The organism is Paracoccaceae bacterium (assembly GCA_019454225.1).
Taxonomy (GTDB): domain Bacteria; phylum Pseudomonadota; class Alphaproteobacteria; order Rhodobacterales; family Rhodobacteraceae.
On record CP075370.1, the window covers coordinates 2,382,290 to 2,402,858 of the forward strand.

21 protein-coding genes are annotated in these 20,569 nt (G+C 68.4%); 18 read left to right on the top strand and 3 right to left on the bottom strand.

Annotated elements, in window-relative coordinates; genetic code table 11:
* The first annotated feature begins 51 nt into the window (after positions 1 to 51).
* From frr to KF887_11385, 18 genes are all read left to right on the top strand, one after another.
* Positions 52 to 618, top strand: coding sequence for a ribosome recycling factor (gene frr / locus KF887_11300; protein QYK40045.1), 567 nt, complete (start codon positions 52 to 54; stop codon positions 616 to 618).
* 111 nt (positions 619 to 729) lie between these two features.
* Positions 730 to 1,407 carry a di-trans,poly-cis-decaprenylcistransferase gene (gene uppS / locus KF887_11305; GenBank protein ID QYK43537.1) on the top strand — a complete coding sequence of 226 codons (678 nt, stop codon included), beginning with the start codon at positions 730 to 732 and terminating at the stop codon, positions 1,405 to 1,407.
* Positions 1,404 to 2,255 carry a phosphatidate cytidylyltransferase gene (locus KF887_11310; protein ID QYK40046.1) on the top strand — a complete coding sequence of 284 codons (852 nt, stop codon included), beginning with the start codon at positions 1,404 to 1,406 and terminating at the stop codon, positions 2,253 to 2,255. Before uppS ends, KF887_11310 begins: the two co-directional genes overlap by 4 nt.
* 2 nt (positions 2,256 to 2,257) lie before the next feature.
* On the top strand, positions 2,258 to 3,439 hold the full coding sequence (dxr, locus tag KF887_11315) for a 1-deoxy-D-xylulose-5-phosphate reductoisomerase (GenBank protein ID QYK40047.1): 1,182 nt from the start codon (positions 2,258 to 2,260) through the stop codon (positions 3,437 to 3,439).
* Between the two features lie 5 nt (positions 3,440 to 3,444).
* Complete coding sequence (gene rseP, locus KF887_11320; GenBank protein QYK40048.1) at positions 3,445 to 4,782, top strand: RIP metalloprotease RseP; 1,338 nt, start codon at positions 3,445 to 3,447, stop codon at positions 4,780 to 4,782.
* Between the two features lie 85 nt (positions 4,783 to 4,867).
* Positions 4,868 to 5,011, top strand: a complete 144-nt coding sequence (locus KF887_11325) for a hypothetical protein (GenBank protein QYK40049.1) — start codon at positions 4,868 to 4,870, stop codon at positions 5,009 to 5,011.
* A 188-nt stretch (positions 5,012 to 5,199) separates the two neighbouring features.
* Entirely contained in the window at positions 5,200 to 7,557 is a 2,358-nt protein-coding gene (bamA, locus tag KF887_11330) for an outer membrane protein assembly factor BamA (GenBank protein ID QYK40050.1), read from the top strand.
* Positions 7,557 to 8,207 carry an OmpH family outer membrane protein gene (locus KF887_11335; GenBank protein QYK40051.1) on the top strand — a complete coding sequence of 217 codons (651 nt, stop codon included), beginning with the start codon at positions 7,557 to 7,559 and terminating at the stop codon, positions 8,205 to 8,207. Before bamA ends, KF887_11335 begins: the two co-directional genes overlap by 1 nt.
* A gap of 88 nt (positions 8,208 to 8,295) precedes the next feature.
* On the top strand, positions 8,296 to 8,763 hold the full coding sequence (gene fabZ / locus KF887_11340) for a 3-hydroxyacyl-ACP dehydratase FabZ (GenBank protein ID QYK40052.1): 468 nt from the start codon (positions 8,296 to 8,298) through the stop codon (positions 8,761 to 8,763).
* Complete coding sequence (lpxA, locus tag KF887_11345; GenBank protein ID QYK40053.1) at positions 8,763 to 9,557, top strand: acyl-ACP--UDP-N-acetylglucosamine O-acyltransferase; 795 nt, start codon at positions 8,763 to 8,765, stop codon at positions 9,555 to 9,557. Before fabZ ends, lpxA begins: the two co-directional genes overlap by 1 nt.
* The gene (lpxI, locus tag KF887_11350; protein ID QYK40054.1) at positions 9,554 to 10,375 is read left to right on the top strand and encodes a UDP-2,3-diacylglucosamine diphosphatase LpxI; all 822 of its coding nucleotides are present in this window, start codon (positions 9,554 to 9,556) and stop codon (positions 10,373 to 10,375) included. Before lpxA ends, lpxI begins: the two co-directional genes overlap by 4 nt.
* Complete coding sequence (gene lpxB, locus KF887_11355) at positions 10,372 to 11,496, top strand: lipid-A-disaccharide synthase (GenBank protein ID QYK40055.1); 1,125 nt, start codon at positions 10,372 to 10,374, stop codon at positions 11,494 to 11,496. The genes lpxI and lpxB overlap by 4 nt, the downstream gene beginning before the upstream one ends.
* Positions 11,497 to 11,565: 69 nt before the next feature.
* Complete coding sequence (locus tag KF887_11360; GenBank protein ID QYK40056.1) at positions 11,566 to 12,960, top strand: aminotransferase; 1,395 nt, start codon at positions 11,566 to 11,568, stop codon at positions 12,958 to 12,960.
* A gap of 110 nt (positions 12,961 to 13,070) precedes the next feature.
* Positions 13,071 to 14,036: an agmatinase gene (speB, locus tag KF887_11365; protein QYK40057.1), complete on the top strand. Its 966-nt coding sequence runs from the start codon at positions 13,071 to 13,073 to the stop codon at positions 14,034 to 14,036.
* 50 nt (positions 14,037 to 14,086) lie between these two features.
* Entirely contained in the window at positions 14,087 to 14,476 is a 390-nt protein-coding gene (locus KF887_11370; protein ID QYK43538.1) for a DUF1499 domain-containing protein, read from the top strand.
* A 70-nt stretch (positions 14,477 to 14,546) separates the two neighbouring features.
* Positions 14,547 to 15,602: a peptide chain release factor 1 gene (gene prfA / locus KF887_11375; GenBank protein QYK40058.1), complete on the top strand. Its 1,056-nt coding sequence runs from the start codon at positions 14,547 to 14,549 to the stop codon at positions 15,600 to 15,602.
* On the top strand, positions 15,599 to 16,438 hold the full coding sequence (prmC, locus tag KF887_11380) for a peptide chain release factor N(5)-glutamine methyltransferase (GenBank protein QYK40059.1): 840 nt from the start codon (positions 15,599 to 15,601) through the stop codon (positions 16,436 to 16,438). Before prfA ends, prmC begins: the two co-directional genes overlap by 4 nt.
* A gap of 197 nt (positions 16,439 to 16,635) precedes the next feature.
* On the top strand, positions 16,636 to 17,469 hold the full coding sequence (locus tag KF887_11385; protein QYK40060.1) for a DUF4167 domain-containing protein: 834 nt from the start codon (positions 16,636 to 16,638) through the stop codon (positions 17,467 to 17,469).
* Positions 17,470 to 17,488: 19 nt separating this feature from the next.
* Here KF887_11385 and rsmA read toward each other — a convergent pair whose 3' ends face one another.
* From rsmA to KF887_11400, 3 genes are read right to left on the bottom strand one after another with little or no spacing between them, the layout of a single operon-like run.
* On the bottom strand, positions 17,489 to 18,325 hold the full coding sequence (gene rsmA, locus KF887_11390; GenBank protein QYK40061.1) for a 16S rRNA (adenine(1518)-N(6)/adenine(1519)-N(6))-dimethyltransferase RsmA: 837 nt from the start codon (positions 18,323 to 18,325) through the stop codon (positions 17,489 to 17,491).
* 5 nt (positions 18,326 to 18,330) lie between these two features.
* Positions 18,331 to 19,305 carry a 4-hydroxythreonine-4-phosphate dehydrogenase PdxA gene (gene pdxA / locus KF887_11395; protein ID QYK43539.1) on the bottom strand — a complete coding sequence of 325 codons (975 nt, stop codon included), beginning with the start codon at positions 19,303 to 19,305 and terminating at the stop codon, positions 18,331 to 18,333.
* A 17-nt stretch (positions 19,306 to 19,322) separates the two neighbouring features.
* Positions 19,323 to 20,528, bottom strand: coding sequence for a peptidylprolyl isomerase (locus KF887_11400; GenBank protein QYK40062.1), 1,206 nt, complete (start codon positions 20,526 to 20,528; stop codon positions 19,323 to 19,325).
* Between the last annotated feature and the right edge of the window lie 41 nt (positions 20,529 to 20,569).

Below are 20,569 nucleotides of genomic sequence, written 5' to 3' on the forward strand. Positions count from 1 at the left end.
CCGTGCGCAGGCTGCTAGAACCGCGCGACGGACGACAGGAAGGACCATCCCATGTCGCAAGACGACCTCGATATCGACCTTGACGCGCTGGAGCGCCGGATGGACGGCGCGATGACGGCGCTGCGCACCGAATTCGCGAGCCTTCGGACGGGCCGCGCCTCGGCCTCGATGCTGGAGCCGATCCAGGTCGACGCCTACGGCCAGATGACGCCGATCAACCAGCTGGGCACGGTGAACGTGCCGGAACCGCGGATGGTGGTTATCAACGTCTGGGACAAGGGCATGATCGGCAAGGTTGAAAAGGCGATCCGCGAGAGCGGCCTCGGCATCAATCCGGTGACCGACGGGCCGCTGATCCGGCTGCCGATCCCGGAACTGAACGAACAGCGGCGGCGTGAACTGACCAAGGTCGCGGCGCAATATGCCGAAAGCGCAAAGGTGGCGATCCGCAACGTGCGGCGCGACGGCATGGACCAGATCAAGAAGGCCAAGGCCGCCGGAATGGCCGAGGATGACCAGAAGATGTATGCAGACGAGGTTCAGGCGCTGACCGACAAGGCGATCGCTGCCGTCGACAAGGCGCTGGAAACCAAGCAGGCGGAGATCATGCAGGTCTGAGGCGTTCCGCCGCCCGCGCGAGACGCCGATTTCCGATCCCATCACGGCGAGGACCGTTTGACCCGCTCTCCCGAACCCGCCGCACGACATGCCGACCATGTGGCCATCATCATGGATGGCAACGGGCGCTGGGCCACGTCGCGCGGCTGGCCGCGGCTGGTCGGCCACCGTCGCGGCGCCGAGCGGGTGAAGGAGATCGTGCGTGTCGCGCCCGATCTCGGCATCCGCTGGCTGACCATCTATGCCTTCTCGACCGAGAACTGGAAACGGTCGACCGAGGAGGTGCTGGGCCTGATGGCGATCTTCGGCCGCTACATCCAGCGTGAGGCCGACCGGCTGGCCGCCGAGGGCGTGCGGATGCGGTTCATCGGGGAACGGTCGCGCCTTGACCCGCGGCTGCAGAAGCTGATGGGCGGGATCGAGGCGCGGACGGCGGGGTTCACGCGGCTGAACCTGACTGTCGCGATCAACTATGGCGGGCGCGACGAAATCGCGCGCGCCGCGCGCGGTCTGGCGCAGGATGCGGCGATGGGTCGGCTCGACCCCGCAGACATCACCGAGGCGGCAGTGTCGGCACGGCTGGATACCGGGGGCCTGCCCGACCCCGATCTGGTGATCCGCACAAGCGGCGAGTTCCGCAGTTCCAACTTCCTGCCCTGGCAGACCGCCTATGCCGAATGGGAGTTCACCGAAACGCTGTGGCCCGACTTCACGCCGGACGAACTGGCGGCGATCCTGCGGCGGTTCTCGAACCGCGAACGCCGGTTCGGCGGGGTGCTGCGCGGATGACGGCCGAGGATCACGTCCCCCCACGCCCGCCGCGCTGGAGCGACCTGCGAAAGCGTGTCGCCTCGGCGGTGGTCATGGTGGCGGTGGGCGCGGTCGAGGTGTGGCTGGGCGGCGCGGCCTTTGCGGTGCTCGTGGTGCTGATCACCGGCGGCATGTTGTGGGAACTGGCGCGGCTGACCGCACCCTCGCGCCCGCAGGATGCGATCCTGATGGGCGCCGGAGGCGGCGCGGCGCTTGTCATGACCTTCCTGAACGATGCGTCCTTCGCAGCGATCATCCTGCTGGTACCGGCCTTTGCCTTTGCCCTGACGCGCCGACGCGACCGCAGGCTGTCGGCGGCCTGGGCCGCTGCGGCGATGGTGGCGGGCTATGGCCTGGTCTCGATCCGCGAGGGATCGGGGACGGCGGCGCTGTTGTGGCTGATCCTCGTCGTCGTCGCGTCGGATGTGCTGGGCTATTTCGTGGGGCGGATGATGGGAGGGCCGAAGTTCTGGCCCGCGATCAGCCCCAAGAAGACCTGGTCGGGGACCGTGGCGGGCTGGATCGGCGCGGCGGGCGTCGGCGCGGGGTTCGTGGCGGCGGGGCTGGCCGGACCGGCCGGCTGGCTGCTGGTGCCGGTGTCGCCGCTGGTCGCGGTGGCCGGGCAGATGGCCGACATCGGCGAAAGCTGGATCAAGCGCCGTGCGGGGGTGAAGGACAGTTCCAACCTGATCCCGGGCCATGGCGGGCTGATGGACAGGTTCGATGCGCTGACGGGCGCGGTGGTGGCCGTGATGCTGCTGGGCCTCGTGGCCAACCTGCCGCTGCCCGCCCCGCATCCGTTCGGCTTGCCGTTCGGGGGACCGTAGCGATGCGCAGCCTGTCGATCTTTGGTGCGACCGGTTCCGTCGGTGAAAGCACCTTTGACCTGGTCATGCGGGCAGGCGGGCCGCAGACCTTCCGCACGGTCGCGCTGACGGGGGCGCAGAACGTGGACCGGCTGGCGCAGATGGCAAAGGCGCTGCGCGCCGAGGTGGCAGTGACTGCCGATCCGGCGCGGCTGGGGGATTTGCGGACGGCGCTTGCCGGGTCGGGGACCGAGGCTGCGGCCGGGCCCGAGGCGGTGGCCGAGGCGGCGGACCGCCCGGCCGACTGGGTGATGAGCGCGATCGTGGGCGCGGCGGGCCTGGTGCCTGGCCTGCGCGCGCTGCGGCATGGCGGCACGCTGGCGCTGGCCAACAAGGAGAGCCTGGTCACCGCCGGTCCCTTGCTTCTGGCCACGGCCACCGCGCATGGCGCCCGCATCCTGCCGGTCGACAGCGAACATTCCGCCGTGTTCCAGGCGCTGACGGGCGAACCGCGCGAGGCGGTGGAGCGGGTGATCATCACCGCCTCCGGCGGCCCGTTCCGCGACTGGCCGTTGGAGCGGCTGTCGCAGGCTACCGTGTGCGAGGCGGTCGCGCACCCCAACTGGTCGATGGGCCAGCGGATTTCCATCGATTCGGCCTCGATGTTCAACAAGGCGCTCGAATTGATCGAGACGCGCGAGTTCTTCGGCTTTGATCCCGCGCAGATCGAGGCGGTGGTGCATCCGCAGTCGATCATCCACGCCATGGTGGGGTTCCGCGATGGCGGCATCATGGCGCACCTCGGTCCGGCCGACATGCGCCACGCCATCGGATATGCCTTGAACTGGCCCGACCGCGCCGCCCTGCCGGTCGAGCGGCTTGACCTTGCGCGGCTGGGCAGCCTGACGTTCGAGGCCCCGGATGCGCAGCGGTTTCCCGCGCTTCGCCTGGCGCGCGAGGTGATGGCGGCGCGCGGCCTGTCGGGCGCCGCCTTCAACGCGGCGAAGGAAGTGGCACTTGACCACTTCATCGGCGGCGGCCTGCGCTTCCTGCAGATGGCCGAGGTGGTGGAAGAGACGCTGTCCCGGCTTTCGCGCGATACGCGCCTTGAAAAAGCCGCGAGCGGGCTTGAGGACGTGCTGTTCATGGACCATCTCGCACGGCAGACGGCGGCCGAGGCGGTCGAGCGGCAACAGGGCAGGTGAACCGCGTGGACTTGATCGGACTGATCCCCTCATTCGGAAACCTGGCGTTCACGCTGGCGGTGTTCGTTCTGGCCCTTTCGGTCATCGTCGCGGTCCATGAATACGGTCACTACATCGTCGGCCGCTGGTCGGGAATCCATGCCGAGGTGTTCAGCCTTGGCTTCGGCCCGGTCGTCTGGAGCCGCATGGATCGGCGCGGCACCAAGTGGCAGGTTGCGGCGCTGCCGTTCGGCGGGTTCGTGAAGTTCCTCGGCGATGCCGACGCGGCATCGGGCAAGGACGGCGCGCTGATGTCGCGCCTGTCGCCGGCCGAACGGCGCCGCACGGTGCACGGCGCGCCGCTGTGGGCGCGGTCGGCGACGGTCGCTGCAGGACCGGTGTTCAACTTCGTGCTGTCGATCCTGATCTTCACCGGCTGGTTCCTGCTGAACGGCGTGGCCACCGAGGCGCCCGTGGTCGGCCAGATGAAGGCGACACCCTTTGCAGGCGAAAGCCTTCGTCCGGGCGACCGTGTGCTTGCCCTGAACGGCGTGGACACGCCCGATCTGGCCGCTCTGGTCGCGGCGTCGACCGCCATGGCGCCGGGGGATGTGGCCGAATACCGGGTCGACCGGTCGGGTCAGGTGATGACCTTCGCGGGCCCCCATCCGTTCCCGCCACTGGCCGACGGGGTGGGGCCGCAGTCTGCGGCCCAGGCGGCCGGGATGCAGCGCGGGGATCTGGTGACGGCGGTCGATGGCCAGCCGATCCAGACCTTCCAGCAACTGCGCGACATCGTCGGCAATTCCGTTGGCCGCGAACTGCGCCTGACCCTGTGGCGCGGGGGCGAGACCGTCGAGATTGCGCTGACGCCGCGCCGCATGGACCTGCCGCTGCCAGAGGGCGGATTCGAGACCCGCTGGCTGATCGGGCTGTCGGGGGGGCTGGTCTTTGAACCGCAGACCCGCGTGCCCGGTGTGTTCGAGGGGATCGGCCTGGGGATATCCGAGACCTGGCGGATCGCCACGACCTCGCTTTCGGGCCTGTGGCACATGATCACGGGAGCGATCTCGACCTGCAACCTTCAGGGCCCTGTGGGAATCGCCGAAAGCTCGGGCGCCGCCGCATCGCAGGGGACGGTGTCGTTCATCCTGTTCGTGGCCATGCTGTCCACCGCCGTGGGGCTGCTGAACCTGTTCCCCGTGCCGGTCCTGGACGGCGGACATCTGGTGTTTCACGCATGGGAAGCGGTGACCGGCCGTCCGCCCTCGGACCGCGCGCTGCGGGTGCTGATGGGTGCGGGCCTGACCCTGCTGCTGTCACTGATGCTTTTCGCGCTTGGAAACGATCTGTTCTGTCCCTGACGACAATTGCGTCAATCGCGCGCCGCAATGACGCCACAGTCGCGGTCTAGACCAAACGCGGGTAGACGACTGTGGCGGGGACGACATGCAGACGGTTATGGATGGCTATCGCGGGATCTCGCTGATCCTGTACCTGAACTTCGACAGGCTCTTCACGCTGGGCACGATCCTCGTGGGCCTGCTTGCTGGCGCGTTCCTCGGTCAGGCCATCGTCCAGCCCATCCAGTGACGGCGTGGCCGTTTCGGCACCTCCAGGGGCCCCCGTTTCGGGGGCCTTTCGCATTCCGGCAGCCCGCCGCAACCACCGCCTGCGGCGATCCGTTCGAAACCTGCAAACCATCGCCGCGCCGTGGCTTTTGACATCCCGGGGCATTCCCGCTAACCAGTCCGGAAGCACGGAATGGACGGGGCGGGACGATGGATATTGCGTTTGGTCGCATTTTGGCACGCAAGATGTGGATAACTTTTGCGGCCCGGCTGGCGCTTGTTCCGGTTTTTCTTGCGGTCGCAACGGCTTCTCCGACGTTGCTGCTGCTGGGGTCCGGCCCGGCCCTTGCACAGACCTATTCCTTTTCGAACGTCGCCATCGAGGGGAACGAGCGCGTTGACGCGGCCACCATCCTGTCCTTCGCCGGAATCGGGCGCGGCCAGCGTGTCAGCGGGGGCGAACTGAACGACGCCTACCAGCGGATCGTGGACTCCGGGCTGTTCGAAACCGTCGAGATGGTGCCGCAGGGCAACAGGCTGCTGATCCGGGTGCGCGAGTATCCGACGATCAACGTCATCAACTTCGAGGGCAACCGCCGCCTGAAGGACGAGAACCTGCAGGCACTGATCCGGTCGCAGTCGCGCCGTGTCTATTCGCCCGCGCAGGCCGAAGCCGACGCCACCACCATCACCGAAGCCTACGAGAATGCGGGCCGGGTCGCCGCGACGGTCGATCCGCGCATCATCCGCCGGTCCGGCAACCGTGTCGATCTCGTGTTCGAGATTCGCGAGGGCCGTGTCAGCGAGATCGAGCGCATCGGCTTTGTCGGCAACCGCAACATCAGCGACCGCCGCCTGCGGCAGGTTCTGGCAACCAAGCAGGCGGGTCTGTTCCGCCAGATCATCTCGCGCGATACGTTCGTTGCCGACCGTCTGGAATTCGACAAGCAGCTTCTGCGCGACTTCTATGCGTCGCGCGGTTATGTCGATTTCGAGGTGCTGGACGCCAGTGCCGAGATCACCCGCGAACGCGACGCCTTCTTCGTGACCTTCACGATCCGCGAGGGGCAGAGCTTTCGCGTGGGTTCGGTCAGCGTCGTGTCCGAGATCGACGAGGCCGATGCCGAGGAATTCCGCAGCGTGATGCGGCTGCGGTCGGGCGTGACCTACACACCCACCGTCCTCGAGACAAACATCACCCGGATGGAGAACCTCGCGCTGCGCAAGGGCCTGAACTTCGTCCGTGTCGAACCCCGGATCACCCGCAACGACCGCGACCTTACGCTGGATGTCGAGTTCGCGATCACCCGTGGCCCGCGCATCTTCGTCGAGCGGATCGACATCGAGGGGAACACCACCACGCTCGATCAGGTGATCCGCCGGCAGTTCCGTACCGTCGAGGGCGATCCCTTCAACCCCCGCGAAATCCGTCAGGCTGCCGAGCGCATCCGGGCGCTGGGCTTCTTCTCGAATGCGAATGTCGAGGCCGAGCAGGGCTCGGGTTCGGACCAGGTCATCGTGAACGTGGATGTCGAGGAACAGCCGACCGGCTCGCTGGGTCTCGGCGCAAGCTACGGTGTGGACAGCGGGATCGGTTTCAACATCAGCTTCAGCGAAAACAACTTCCTTGGCCGCGGACAGTCGCTTTCGCTCGGCGTCACCACCGCCAGCGAAAGCAAGAGCGCGACGCTGAGCTTTGGCGAACCGGCCTTCCTGGGGCGTGACCTGCGGTTTGGTCTCGATCTCTACTATACCGAGAATGATAGCGAGGACTCGCTCTACAATACGCGCAACGTCGGTCTTCGCCCGTCGCTTGGCTTCCCGGTGGGCGAGAACTCGCGCTTCGACCTGCGTTACCGGATCAGCCAGGACCGGATCACCGGGGTTCCGGATGGAAGCTCGGCGATCATTCAGAAAGAGGCAACGCTGGGTGCGCTTGTCACCTCGTCCCTTGGCTACAGCTATACCTATGATAGCCGGCGCACCGGGCTGAACCCGTCGGGCGGCGTGCTGCTGCGCTTCGGCCAGGATTTCGCAGGTCTCGGCGGGGATACGAAGTTCGTGCAGACCAGCGTGACCGCGCTTGGCGAGCGGCGCATCCTGAACGACGAGGTGACGCTTCGTGCGGTGTTCGAGGGCGGCGCGATCAACATGATCGACGGCGAGAGCCGCGTGACCGAGCGCTTTTTCGGCATCGGCAAGATCCGCGGATTTGAACGGTTCGGGCTTGGGCCGCGCGACCTGGAATCTCCGAACCAGGACGCGCTTGGCGGCAACTTCTTCTTTGTTGCGCGTTTCGAAGCAGAGTTCCCTCTGGGCCTGCCCGAGGAATACGGCATCAAGGGCGGCCTGTTCTTCGATGTCGGATCGGTCTGGGGGCTGAACAACCGCATCGGCACGAACGGGATCGAGGTCGATGACAGCCTGCATCTGCGGTCTTCCATCGGGGTGTCGCTGTTCTGGGATACGCCGGTCGGTCCGCTGCGGTTCAACCTGTCGCGGGCGCTTGAAAAGCAGCCCTATGACAAGGAACAGACCTTCGACCTGACCATCTCGACGCAGTTCTGATGCGCGTCGCGGGCGCGGCGGTCGCGGTTCTGCTCGCCGCGGCGCCTGGCGCGGTGGCGCAGACTGCACCGGGCGATGCGCCGGCGGCCGTTCCGCTGTCGCCGGGCAGCGAGCAGGCCCCCGTTCTTGTGCTGCGGCAGGAAGAGTTCTTCGAGCGGTCTGCCTTTGGCCGGGCCTCGCTGGACCGTCGCGAGTCCGCATCGCGCGCCCTGATCGCCGAGAACCGCCAGATCGAGGCGGCGCTCGAGGCCGAAGAACGGGCATTGACGGCGCGTCGGCCGACCCTGCCGCCGGACGAGTTCCGCGCGCTGGCCGAGGCGTTCAACGACAAGGTCGAGCAGATCCGGACGGCACAGGATGCCAAGGCACGGGCGGTGGCCCGCCTGCGCGATGAGGATCGCGGGCGCTTCCTGCAGGCCGCGGTGCCGGTGCTGGCCGAGATCATGTCGGAGCGCGGTGGGCTGGTGATCCTTGACCAGCAGGTCGTTGTGCTGAGTTTCGATCGCGTGGACATCACGGACGAGGCTGTGGCGCGGGTCGATGCGCGGATCGGAGCGGGCGACCTCGCCGACCCGGTGCTGCCAGATCCCGCCCCGCAACCGCCCGGCACGCCGGACGCCGCCCCTTCGCCCTCACAGGACGCGCCCTAGCCCGCCTTGCCCGTCGCCCGGCGAGTTGTTAGTCACGGAAACGGGCGTTGCCGCCATCGGCCGCCGGATTCAGGACAGGAGGAACCGCATGACCGACCAGCCCGCCACGGGAACCGCCGATCTGTCGCTGATCCAGCGCATCATCCCGCATCGGTATCCGTTCTTGCTGGTCGACCGGGTTGTGGACGTGGTCATCAACGTGTCCTGCGTGGGCATCAAGAATGTCACCTACAACGAACCGCAGTTCCAGGGCCACTTTCCGGGAATGCCGATCCTGCCGGGCGTGATGATCATCGAGGCGATGGCGCAGACGTCCGGGGTGCTGGTGGGCCTGTCGATGGATCTTGTCGACAAGGGCGCGAATGTCTTCTTCATGGGGGTCGAGGGGGCCAAGTTCCGTCGCAAGGTGGTGCCCGGCGACGTGCTCGAACTGCATGTGAAGGCGCTGCGCGGCGGCGGGCGGGTGTGGAAGTTCGAGGGCCGCGCGATCGTGTCGGGCGAACTGGCCGCCGAGGCGACCTTCACCGCCATGTTCGACCTGCCCAAGGCCGTGTGATGATCGATCCGACTGCCCGAATCCACCCGTCGGCCATTGTCGAGGATGGCGCGCGCGTCGGTGAGGGATGCTCGATCGGCCCATTCTGCATTGTCGGGCCAGAGGTGGTGCTGCACGCGCGGGTCACACTGAAATCGCATGTGGTCGTCACGGGCTGGACCGAGGTGGGAGAGGATACCACGATCTGGCAGTTCGCGAGCATCGGCGAGATTCCCCAGGACAAGAAGTTTGCAGGCGAGCGCACCCGGCTGGTGATCGGCAAGCGCGGCCGGTTCCGCGAAGGCGTCACCATCAACACGGGCACAGATGGCGGTGGCGGCGTCACCACGATCGGCGACGACTGCCTGTTTCTGGCCAACGCCCATGTCGGGCATGATTGCCACATCGGCGACCGGGTGACGTTGGTCAACAGCGTGGGCGTGGCGGGCCATGTGCATATCGAGGACGACGTGATCGTCGGTGGGCTGTCGGGCGTGCATCAATGGGTGCGGATCGGCAAGGGAGCGATCATCGGCGCGGTCACCATGGTGACGAACGACGTGATCCCCTATGGCCTCGTGCAGGCGCCGCGGGGCGAGCTGGACGGGCTGAACCTTGTGGGGCTCAAGCGCCGCGGGGTCGAGCGTGCCGAGATCACCGCGCTGCGTGCTGCCTATCAGATGCTGGCGCAGGGCGAGGGGTCCTTTCTCGACCGCGCGCGGCGGCTTTCGGCGGAAACGACCAGTCCCCATGTGCGCGAGATCACCGATTTCATCCTTTCGGCCAGTGACCGCAGCTTTCTGACGCCGAAATGACCGGCTCGGCGCGCACCGCCATCATTGCGGGGCGCGGGGCACTGCCCGCCGCGCTGGCGGCGGCATTGCCGGAGGCGCCGCTGGTTGCGGCGGTCGATGGCTTCGCGCCCGCAGGCATCGTGCCCGAAGTGACCTTCCGCATCGAACGCCTGGTGCCGTTTCTTCGCCGGTTGCAGGACGCGGGGGTGGGCAGGGTGGTGTTCGCCGGCGCCGTGACCCGCCCGGTCCTGGACCCGGCGATGTTCGATCCGGCAACGGCGCAGATCGTGCCGCGCCTTCTGGCGGCCATGCAGGCGGGCGACGATGCCACGCTGCGCGCGGTGATCGCGCTGTTCGAGGAACATGACCTGCCCGTGGCAGGGATCGAGGATATCGCCCCCGGCCTGCTGCCCGCCGAGGGCGAACTGGCCGGGCAGGTGACGCCCCGCGACCGCGCCGATGCCGAGCGCGCCGCCGCCATCGTCGCGGCACTGGGTGCCGTCGATGTCGGACAGGGCGCAGTGGTGCAGCAGGGCCTGTGCCTCGCGGTCGAGGCGCTGCCCGGAACCGATGCCATGCTGGCGTCGGTTGCGGGCATGGATCTGTCGCATCGCCCCGATCCCGCGCGCGGGCGCGGCGTCCTGTACAAGGCGCCGAAGCCCGGGCAGGACCGCCGCATCGACCTGCCCGCCATCGGCCCGGGAACGGTGGCCGGTGCAGCCGCGGCGGGGCTCGGCGGCATCGCATGGGAGGCTGGCAGTGTCATCGTTCTGGACCGGAGCGCCACGATCGCCGCGGCTGAAGATGCGGGCCTGTTCCTGTGGTCGCGCGCCCGATGAAGCTGTTCCTCGTCGCGGGTGAGCCTTCGGGTGACCGGCTTGGCGGGGCGCTGATGGCAGGGTTGCAGGACCTGTCGCCCGGGGTTTCCTTTGCCGGGGTCGGCGGCGCCGCCATGCAGGCGCAGGGGCTGACCAGCCTGTTCCCGATGCAGGAGCTGTCGGTGATGGGGATCGCCGAGGTGCTGCCCAGGTACCTGCATCTCAAGCGGCGAATTCGCGAGACGGCCGAGGCGGTTCTGGCCAGCGGGGCCTCGGCGCTGATCACCATCGACAGCCCGGATTTCTGTCTGCGCGTCGCCAGGATCGTCCGGGCGACCCGGCCGGACCTGCGGACCATTCACTATGTCGCGCCCTCGGTCTGGGCCTGGCGGCCGGGGCGGGCCGCGCGGATGGCGCGGGTGATCGACCATGTGCTGGCACTGCTGCCGTTCGAGCCGCCCTACATGACAGCCGCCGGCATGACCTGCGATTTCGTGGGGCATCCGGTGGTGGCCGAACCCGGCGCCAGCCCTGCCGAACGCCGCGCCCTTGATGGCACCGCGCCGCTGGTCCTTGCGCTGCCCGGATCGCGACGGGGCGAGGTGGCGCGCATTGCGCCCGTCATCGGCACCACGCTGGCCTTGCTGCGCCCCAGGTTTCCCGACCTTCGCGTCGTCCTGCCCACCGTCGCCGGGGTCCGCGATCTGGTCGCCGAGGTGACGGCGGGCTGGCCCGTGCGCCCGCGTATTGTCGAGGACGCTGGGCTGAGGCGGGGGGCCTTTGCCGCCGCCGATGTGGCCATCGCCGCCTCGGGTACGGTTTCGCTGGAGCTTGCGGCGGCGGGATGCCCAATGGTCGTGGCCTATGACATGCATCCTCTGACCATGTGGCTGATGCGGCGCATGGCGCGGGTGGACACGGTGACACTGGTCAACCTGGTCAGCGACACGCGGGCGGTGCCCGAGTTTCTGGGCCGCGATTGCCGGGCGGCACGGATCGCGCCCGCCGTTGCCCGGTTACTGACCGATCCAGAGGCGCGGGCGGCGCAGACCGGGGCCATGGCGATCACCATGGATCGCCTCGGCAGGGGAGGCGAGCCACCCGGCATCCGGGCTGCGCGCTCGGTACTTTCGGTGCTCTGACGCGTGGGGGCTGGCGTTGCCGGTGCCCATCGGCTATTGACTGTTCAGTCAATATCGGAATGCCACACCATGACACTTGACCTGCCCGCCCCCGATACCCTCTGGCAGATGGACCGAGACCACAGCCTGCACCCCTGGACCCAGTTCGGCAGCTTTGCGCGCGACGGGGCGCTTGTGGTGGCGCGGGGCGAGGGCTGCTGGCTGTGGGACGCGCAGGGGCGGCGGTATCTTGATGCCGTGGGCGGGCTCTGGAACACGACGCTGGGCCTTGGCCGCCGCGACATGGCGCAGGCCATCGCTGCGCAGGCCGAGCGGCTGGCGTTCTGCAACACCTTTGTCGACATGACGAACGAACCTGCGGCCCAACTCGCGTCGGCACTGGCTGCACGCGCGCCGGGTGATCTGAACCGGGTGCATTTCACCACGGGGGGATCAACCGCCGTCGATACCGCGGTGCGGATGGTCTGGTATGTTCAGGCCTGTCTGGGCCGCCCGGAAAAGACCCACATCGTCGCACGCCACCGCAGCTATCACGGGTCCACCCATCTGTCGCAGTCGGTAGGCAACCGTCCAGGCGACCGCGTGCCCGAGTTCCGCTATGTGACCGACGGCATTCATCACCTGTCCGCCCCCGACCCCTATCGCCGCCCCGAGGGCATGACCGAGGCCGAGTTCTGCGATCATCTGGTTGCGGAATTCGAGGCGCTGATCGACCGGGTGGGCGCGGACCGGATCGGCGGGTTCATCGCCGAACCGGTGCAGGCATCGGGTGGCGTGATCGTTCCGCCGAATGGCTATCTGGCCCGCATGGCCGCAGTCTGCCGCAGCCATGACATCCTGTTCATCGCCGATGAGGTTGTCACGGCCTTCGGCAGGCTTGGCCACTGGTTCGCCTCGCATGACGATTTCGGGGTGATGCCCGACATGATCTGCGTGGCAAAGGGCATCACCGCCGGCTATCAGCCGCTGGGCGCCGTGATCTTTTCCGACCGCCTCTGGCAGGCGATGGCGGCGGGCGGGGAACGGTGGTTCACCAGCGGCTATACCAATTCGGGCCACCCGGTTGCCTGCGCCGCGGGTCTTGAAACCATCCGCATCATCGAGGCCGAGGACCTGCTGCCCCGGGCGCAGGCGATGGGGCGGCGGTTCCTCGACGCGCTGGCACCGCTGGCCGATCTGCCGATGGTGGGTGACGTGCGGGGGCGCGGGCTGATGGCCTGTATCGAGACGGTGGCCGACAAGCGGGCAAAGACGATCCTGCCGGACGAGGCCAACGAGTCCAAACGAATATCGGACTGCTGCGAGTCGATGGGTCTTCTGGTGCGCCCGATGGCCCATCTGAACGTGATGTCGCCGCCCCTGGTGGTGACGGCGGACCAGATCGACTTCACGGCAGAAACGCTGGGCAGGGCAATCCGCAAGGTGGCGGACGATCTGGTGCGGGAAGGCTATCGGCTGGAATGATCCGGGGGCTTGACAGGGGCACGGCCATCGTGTCCCTTCCTGCCGCCGGATCGGGAGGCGTCTCCGGCATCGTCAACGACGCCCGCTGTTCCTGATCCGGAGAGATGGACATGGCGCTTCAAGACGCCCGTTCCCAGGTCGATACGGCCTTTACCCGTGAAAGCCGCAGGGGGCTTTCGTTCGAGAATGCATTCGGGGGGGCCACGAGTTTCCTGCGCCGCACCTACACCAAGGACCTTGCCGGCGTCGATCTTGCCATCACGGGCGTTCCCTTCGACCAGGCGGTGTCGCATCGCAGCGGCACGCGGTTCGGCCCGCGCGCGATCCGCGAGGCGTCGGCGCTGCAACCCTACGACCCGCCCTTTGGCTGGGGTACCGACCCGCTGGAGGAGATGAATGTCATCGACTACGGCGATGTGGCCTTCGACTATGCGAAGGTATCGGACTTTCCGGACGCGCTGACCGCCCATATCCGCACCATCCTGGCCGCCGGAGCGGGCAGCATCACCCTGGGCGGGGATCACTACATCACCTATCCCATCCTGCGCGCCTATGCCGAGAAATACGGTCCGGTCGCGCTGATCCAGTTCGACGCGCATTCCGACCTGTGGCCGGATGACGACCTCACGCGCATCGACCATGGCACCATGACCTACAAGGCGGTGAAGACGGGTCTGGTGGATCCAGCCGCCTCGGTGCAGGTTGGCATTCGCACCACGACCGAGGATTACCTCGGCGTCGGGGTGATCGACGCGCGAACAGTGCATGAAGGCGGCGTCGCCGCCACCGTCGCCCGCATCCGGCAGATCGTCGGCGACCGGCCCTGCTATCTGAGCTTCGACATCGACGCACTCGATCCGGCCTATGCGCCCGGCACCGGCACGCCGGTCTGGGGCGGGCTGGCATCCTGGCAGGCCAGCGCGATCCTGCGCGATCTGGCAGGGATCAATCTGGTCGGCGGCGATGTCGTCGAGGTGTCGCCGCCCTATGACACGACAGGCGCCACCGCGATTGCCGGCGCGCATGTCGCGCATGATCTGATCTGCCTCTATCACTGGGCGCGGACACGGCGGTGAGACAATCTGCGGCGATCGCCGCCGTCACGCTTCTGGTCGGGGTGGCCGCCATGGTGCGCCTTGCCCCGACCGATCCGGCGCGCTGGCATACCAGCGCCCACACCGTCACCATTCCCGATTGCGCGATCAGGCGCGATGCGGGATCGGCGCGCGCGGCCTGCCTGATGGGCGGTACACCCGAGGCGCTGCTGGCGCGGCTCGATGCCATCGCCCTGGCAACTCCGCGCACGCAGCGCATTGCAGGTTCGCCCGCCGAGGGGCACATGACCTGGGAAACCCGGTCCCTGATCTGGGGGTTCCCGGACTATACCACGGCCTCGGCCCGTTCCGATGGCGTGGGCACGCGGCTTGACCTGCATGCACGCCTGCGCTTCGGCGCGGCCGATCTGGGCGTGAACGCCGCGCGGCTTGGCGACTGGCTTGCCCGCATCGGCCGCTGACCCCGGCTTGCCCTTTCCGGCGGACGCACATATCCCGGGCATACGCCACGCCATCCACACCGGACCCTGAATGATCCCCCTCGACCGCCTGTCGCAGATCACCGAACGCTTTGAATTCATCGAGGCGCGGCTGAATGCGGGCGCGGCGCCCGAGGATATCGCGACACTGTCGCGCGACTACACCGATCTGAAGCCGTTGGTGGCCGATATCGCGGCCTATCGCCGGGCGCTGTCCGACATTGCCGAGGCGGAGGCCTGGCTGTCGGACCCCGAGATGAAGGCGCTGGCCGAGGATGAACTGTCGCGGTTGCGGGCCCGCCTGCCGGAACTGGAGGCGGCGCTGCGATTGGCGCTGCTGCCCCGGGACGCCGCCGATGCCCGACCCGCGATCCTGGAAATCCGACCCGGCACGGGCGGCGAGGAGGCCGCGCTGTTCGCCGCCGATCTTGCCCGGATGTATCAGCGCTATGCCGAGGCGCAGGGCTGGAGGTGGGAGGTGCTGGACCGGCAGGACAGCGATCTCGGGGGGCTGCGCGAGTTCACGGCCCATGTGCAGGGCGAGGGCGTCTATGCCCGGCTGAAGTATGAATCCGGCGTCCACCGCGTGCAGCGTGTCCCGGAAACCGAGGCTGGCGGCCGCATCCACACCAGCGCCGCCACCGTCGCCGTGCTGCCCGAAGCGCAGGAGGTCGACATCGACATCCCGGCAACCGACATCCGCATCGACACGATGCGATCGTCCGGGGCGGGCGGGCAGCATGTGAACACGACCGACAGCGCGGTGCGCATCACCCACCTGCCGACCGGCATCGTCGTGACCAGTTCGGAAAAGAGCCAGCACCAGAACCGCGCCATCGCCATGGCCGTGATGCGCGCGCGGCTTTATGACGCCGAGCGGACAAGGCGCGATGCCGAGCGTGCCGCAGACCGGCGCGCGCAGGTCGGCACGGGCGACCGGAGCGAACGCATCCGGACCTACAACTTTCCCCAGGGACGGATGACCGACCACCGCATCAACCTGACGCTCTATGCCCTGCCGCAGATCATGGCGGGCGATCTGGGGGGGGTGATCGACGCGCTTGTCGCGGACGATCAGGCGCGGCGGCTGGCCGAGGCGGGGATTTGACGGCGCGGGTGTCGGATATTCTGCGTGCGGCTGCTGCCCGGTTGCGTGATGCAGGGATAGACCAGCCGACGCGCGATGCACGGTTGCTGCTGGCGCATGCCATGGCCGTTGCCCCCGACCGACTTGCGCTCGACCCGCAGGGCGAGGTGCCGACTGACGCGGCCGTCCGGCTGGAATCGCTGGTCGCCGCCCGTTGCGCGCGGCAGCCGCTGGCCCAGATCACCGGGCAGCGGCTGTTCTGGGGCCGGTCATTCCGGGTCACGCGCGATGTGCTCGATCCCCGCCCCGAGACCGAGGTGCTGGTGTCCGCCGCACTCGCACAGCCCTTCGCACGCATCCTCGATCTTGGCACCGGATCCGGCTGTATCCTGATCTCGCTTCTGGCCGATCGGCCGTCGGCCACCGGACTCGGGGTTGACGTCTCGCCCGGAGCGCTCGGTGTGGCACGGCGCAACGCCGCGGATCACGCGGTCGGCGACCGGGCAGCGTTCGTGCTGTCGGACTGGTTCGACGCGGTGACCGGACGCTATGACCTGATCGTCTCGAACCCGCCCTATATCGCGGCCTCCGAGATGCCCGGTCTGGCCCCCGAGGTGCGTGAATGGGAGCCGCATCTGGCCCTGACGCCGGGGGGCGACGGGCTGGACGCCTATCGCGCCATTGCGGCCGGGGCAGGGGCCCGTCTGATGCCCGGCGGTCGCCTGTTCGTCGAAATCGGGCCAGCCCAGGGCGCCGCCGTCACCACCCTGTTCCGGGACGCTGGGCTTGCCGGTGTCGAGGTTCTGACCGACCTGGACGGTCGCGACCGTGTCGTTGCGGCAATGGCCGCGACATGACGGTCACAAGGGCACGCGATGCCGCGATCCGGGCAGATTCCACTTGTCAGCCCCGATGGCCTGTGATTAATCGTTGCCAGCCGGGGCTGAGCTTTGCTCTCCCGTCTGCTCTGCCTGCCACATGATGCCTTTTCCTTTTGCGCCGTTCGGCGCGGGCGTCCGGGCAAAGCCAGTCCTAACTGGATAACAAGGACAACATGCGCTCTTCCAAGTCACGCTCGCGTTCCAAGGCGAACCGCCCGCGCACCCTCGGCAATATTGTCAACCGTGTCTTCGACAGCTCCGGGCCCGAGGGCAAGGTGCGCGGCACGCCGCAGCAGATCATCGAGAAATACCTGATCCTCGCGCGCGATGCGCAGCTGTCGAATGACCGTGTTGCCGCCGAGAATTTCATGCAGCACGCCGAGCACTATACCCGCATGCTGGGTGAAGCGCAGCGCGAGATGGCCGCCGAACAGGAGGCCCGTCAGCAGCAGGGTCAGCCCGGCCAGGGTCAGCGCCGGGACGATCGCGATCCCGGCTGGCAGGGACAGGGCGGGGACAACCGGCAGAGCTATGGGAACGGCAATGGCAACGGTCAGGGCGACCGGCGCGACGGCCGGTCGGACTATCGCCCTGAACAGCGCGGTGAGCAGCGGGCCGACTACCGGACCGAGCCGCGCGACGACCGGCGGTCGGAAGCGCCGCGCGGCGGGGTCGAGGTGATCGACCTGTCGGCCGAGGATGACGGGCATCTTGTGGAAACGCCCGAGGCACGCGCCGACCGGCGCGAACCTTCGGAGAGCACGCCGCGTCGCGACCGGCGCGATGACCGGCGCGACCGCCCTGCGGCCCCCTCGGCCGAGGCGCCGGCGCCTTCGGCCGCAGCGGTCGAACCCGCGCCCGCCGCTGAACCGGCGCCCGCCACCGAAGCGGCCGAAACCAAGCCGCGTGCGCCGCGCCGTCCGCGCGGTCCGCGCAAGCCGCGCGATGCCGCCACGGCCGAAACCGATGCCGAAAAGGGCGACGGTCCGCGCGAAGCCGCCGAATAGGCACGCATGTTTCCGCGCCCTATTCCAGGGCGCGGGCGATGGCGCAGAATCCTTCCACCGAAATCTCTTCCGCCCGTGCGGTCGGCAGCACGCCTGCCTCTGCCAGCCGGCCCTCGATATCCGGGGTTAGGCTGCGCAGGCTGGACCGCAGCATCTTGCGCCGCTGGCCAAAGGCGGCGGCGGTGACGCGGAACAGCGTTTCGGCCCTTGCGGCGAACCTCGGCTCCGGAAGGGCCGTGATCTGGACGACCGAGGAATGTACCTTGGGCGGTGGCGTGAACGCCTCGGGCGGCAGTGTCAGCGCGATATGTGCGGTGGTGCGCCACTGCGCGAGGATCGACAGTCTGCCATAGGCATCGGACCCGGGCCGCGCGACGATGCGTTCGGCCACCTCACGCTGGAACATCAGCGTCAGGCTCTGCCAAGGCGGTGGCCACACAGGTGGTGTCAACCAGCGGATCAGCAGTTCCGTGCCGATGTTGTAGGGCAGGTTGGCCACAACCTTGATGGGGGGCACAAGATGTGCGGCCCAATCAAAGCCCAGGGCATCGCCCGCAATCACGTCAAGGCGTCCGGGGCAGGCTGCCGCGATCTCGGCCAGGGCGGGCAGGCAGCGCGCGTCCTTCTCGACCGCCACGACCCTTCGGGCGCCCTCTGCCAGCAGACCCCGGGTCAGTCCACCCGGTCCCGGACCGATTTCCAGCACATCCGATCCCGACAGGTCGCCCGCGAGCCGCGCAATCCGTGCCGTGAGGTTCAGGTCCAGCAGGAAATTCTGGCCCAACGCCTTCCTGGCGGCAAGGCCATGGGTGGCGATCACCTCGCGCAGCGGCGGCAGACCGTCGATCTGGGCCATGCCGATCAGTCCCCCCGCGCCCTGGTCGCCGCGATGCGCGCCGCCATGCGCAGCGCCGCGACCGTGCTGGACGGATCGGCGATGCCACGACCCGCGATGTCGAAGGCGGTGCCATGATCGGGTGATGTGCGCACGAAGGGCAGGCCAAGCGTCACGTTCACGCCACCCGCGAAGTCGATGGTCTTGATCGGGATCAGCGCCTGATCGTGATACATGCAGACCGCGGCATCGTAGCCTGCGCGCGCCGCCGGATGGAACATCGTGTCGGCGGGCAGCGGGCCTGCCAGGTCGAACCCGTCGTCGCGCAGGCGGTCAAGCACCGGAACGATCAGCCGCGCCTCGTCGTCTCCCATGGTGCCGCCTTCGCCCGCATGCGGGTTCAGCCCGGCCACCGCCATGCGTGGCACGGCGATGCCGAAATCCCGGATCAGCGCCGCCCGGGTGATGCGGATCGTCGCCTCCAGCAGGTCGGCGGTCAGCGCCTGCGGCACCCGGGACAGCGGGATGTGGATCGTGGCAGGCACGACCCGCAGCGCATCACAGGCCAGCATCATCACCACCCTGTCCACCCCGGCCAGGGCTGCCAGAAACTCGGTATGGCCCGGATAGGAAAAGCCCGCACCGTCCTGCACCGCCTTCTTGCTGATCGGCAGGGTGGTCAGCGCCGAAGCCTCGCCCGCGGTCACCATGGCGACGCCCCGGGCGATCGCTTCGATGACACCGGCCGCGTTGGCGAGGGCAGGCTGGCCGGCAAGCGGGGCCGGGCCCATGTCGATCGGCAGGACGGGCAGGTGGCTGTCCGGAACCGCCCGCGCGTCCATGGCGCAGGCCACCTCGCGGATCGGGGTGCCGGCCGGCAGGTGGCGCGGATCGCCGATCCAGACAAAGGGCAGCGCAGCACCCAGCACCGCGCGGGCCTTTGCGGCCAGTTCGGGTCCGATCCCCGCCGGTTCGCCGCAACTGACGGCGATCGGGGGCAAGTCGGCGGCAGGGGCTGTCACGGCGTGCGGATGATCGCGTCGGCGCGCAGTTCTTCCAGATAGCCGTCGGCATAGGACGCGAGCCGCTGGTTGCGCAGTTCGTTGCGTATCGCCTCGCGGCTGGGGGCTGCATCGACCTGCGGTGTCCGCCCGCAGAGCATCAGCACCACACGCACCCCGGCCCGCACCAGCGATGTCGAAACCTCGCCCGCATCGAGGCGCGCGAGTTCCAGACCGATATCGTTCGGTATTTCCGACATTGTCCGGCTTTCGCGGATCAGGCGTTCGGGCGGCAGGCCCCTGGCCACACCATAGAGGTCGTCACAGGTGTCCACGCGCGTCCGCACCTTCGCGGCCTCGGCCGGGGCGTTCGGGCCTTCGGGGATCAGGAACTGCGCATACTCCACCACCATCGACACCGGAGCACCGGACTGCGACTGCTCAAGCCCGCGCAGCTGGAACAGCGCGATGCCGCCATCGACGTCGATGGGTTCCGAGACCTGCCCGGGGGCCAGCCCCAGCACCGCCGCCGCAAGCGTCGGCGGCAGGGCCGAAACCGGGCGCCAATCCAGCGCGCCGCCGTTCGCGGCCGATCCGGCGGCCGAGTAGCGCCGCGCCGCCGCGGCAAAGGCAGCCTCGCTCCGCGCCTCGCCCCGAAGCCGACGTGCCAGCGCGCGGGCCTGTGCCTCGCCGCCCGGGGGGGCAGGCAGCACGATTTCCGACAGCAGCACCCGGACGGCTGTTGCCCCGCTGGTCTGGCCGATCGCGCGATCGATCTCGGCCTCGGTGATCTGCGCACGCGCAAGGAAGCGCGCGCGCACCACCTCGCGCCACAGCAGGCCCGCCAGGACGAAGTCGCGGAATGTCTCGGTCGCGACGCCCGCGCGGTTGAGGATGGTGACGAATTCCTCCGCCGTAAGGTTCGCACGACCGGCGAATTCCTCCATGCCGGCGCGGATCTGATCCTCGCCGACGGCCAGCCCCAGCGACAGCGCAGCGCCCCGGCGAAGCCGATCCTCGATCAGCCCGTTCAGCGCCTGTTCCGCGACATCCCCCGGGGCGCCGAACAGTTGCAGCATGCGCGCACGCTGGTCCACTTCGAACCCGGTGATCGCCTGCTCGTTCACGATCATTCGCGGGCTGAAAAGGCCCTGCGCAGCGGCGGTGCCCGGAAGGCCGAGGGCCGCGATGGTGGTGGCGAGGGCGAGAAGAAGGCGGATCATGCGGCAGTCTCGTCAATGCTGTGTCGGGCGCGGATCGTCCG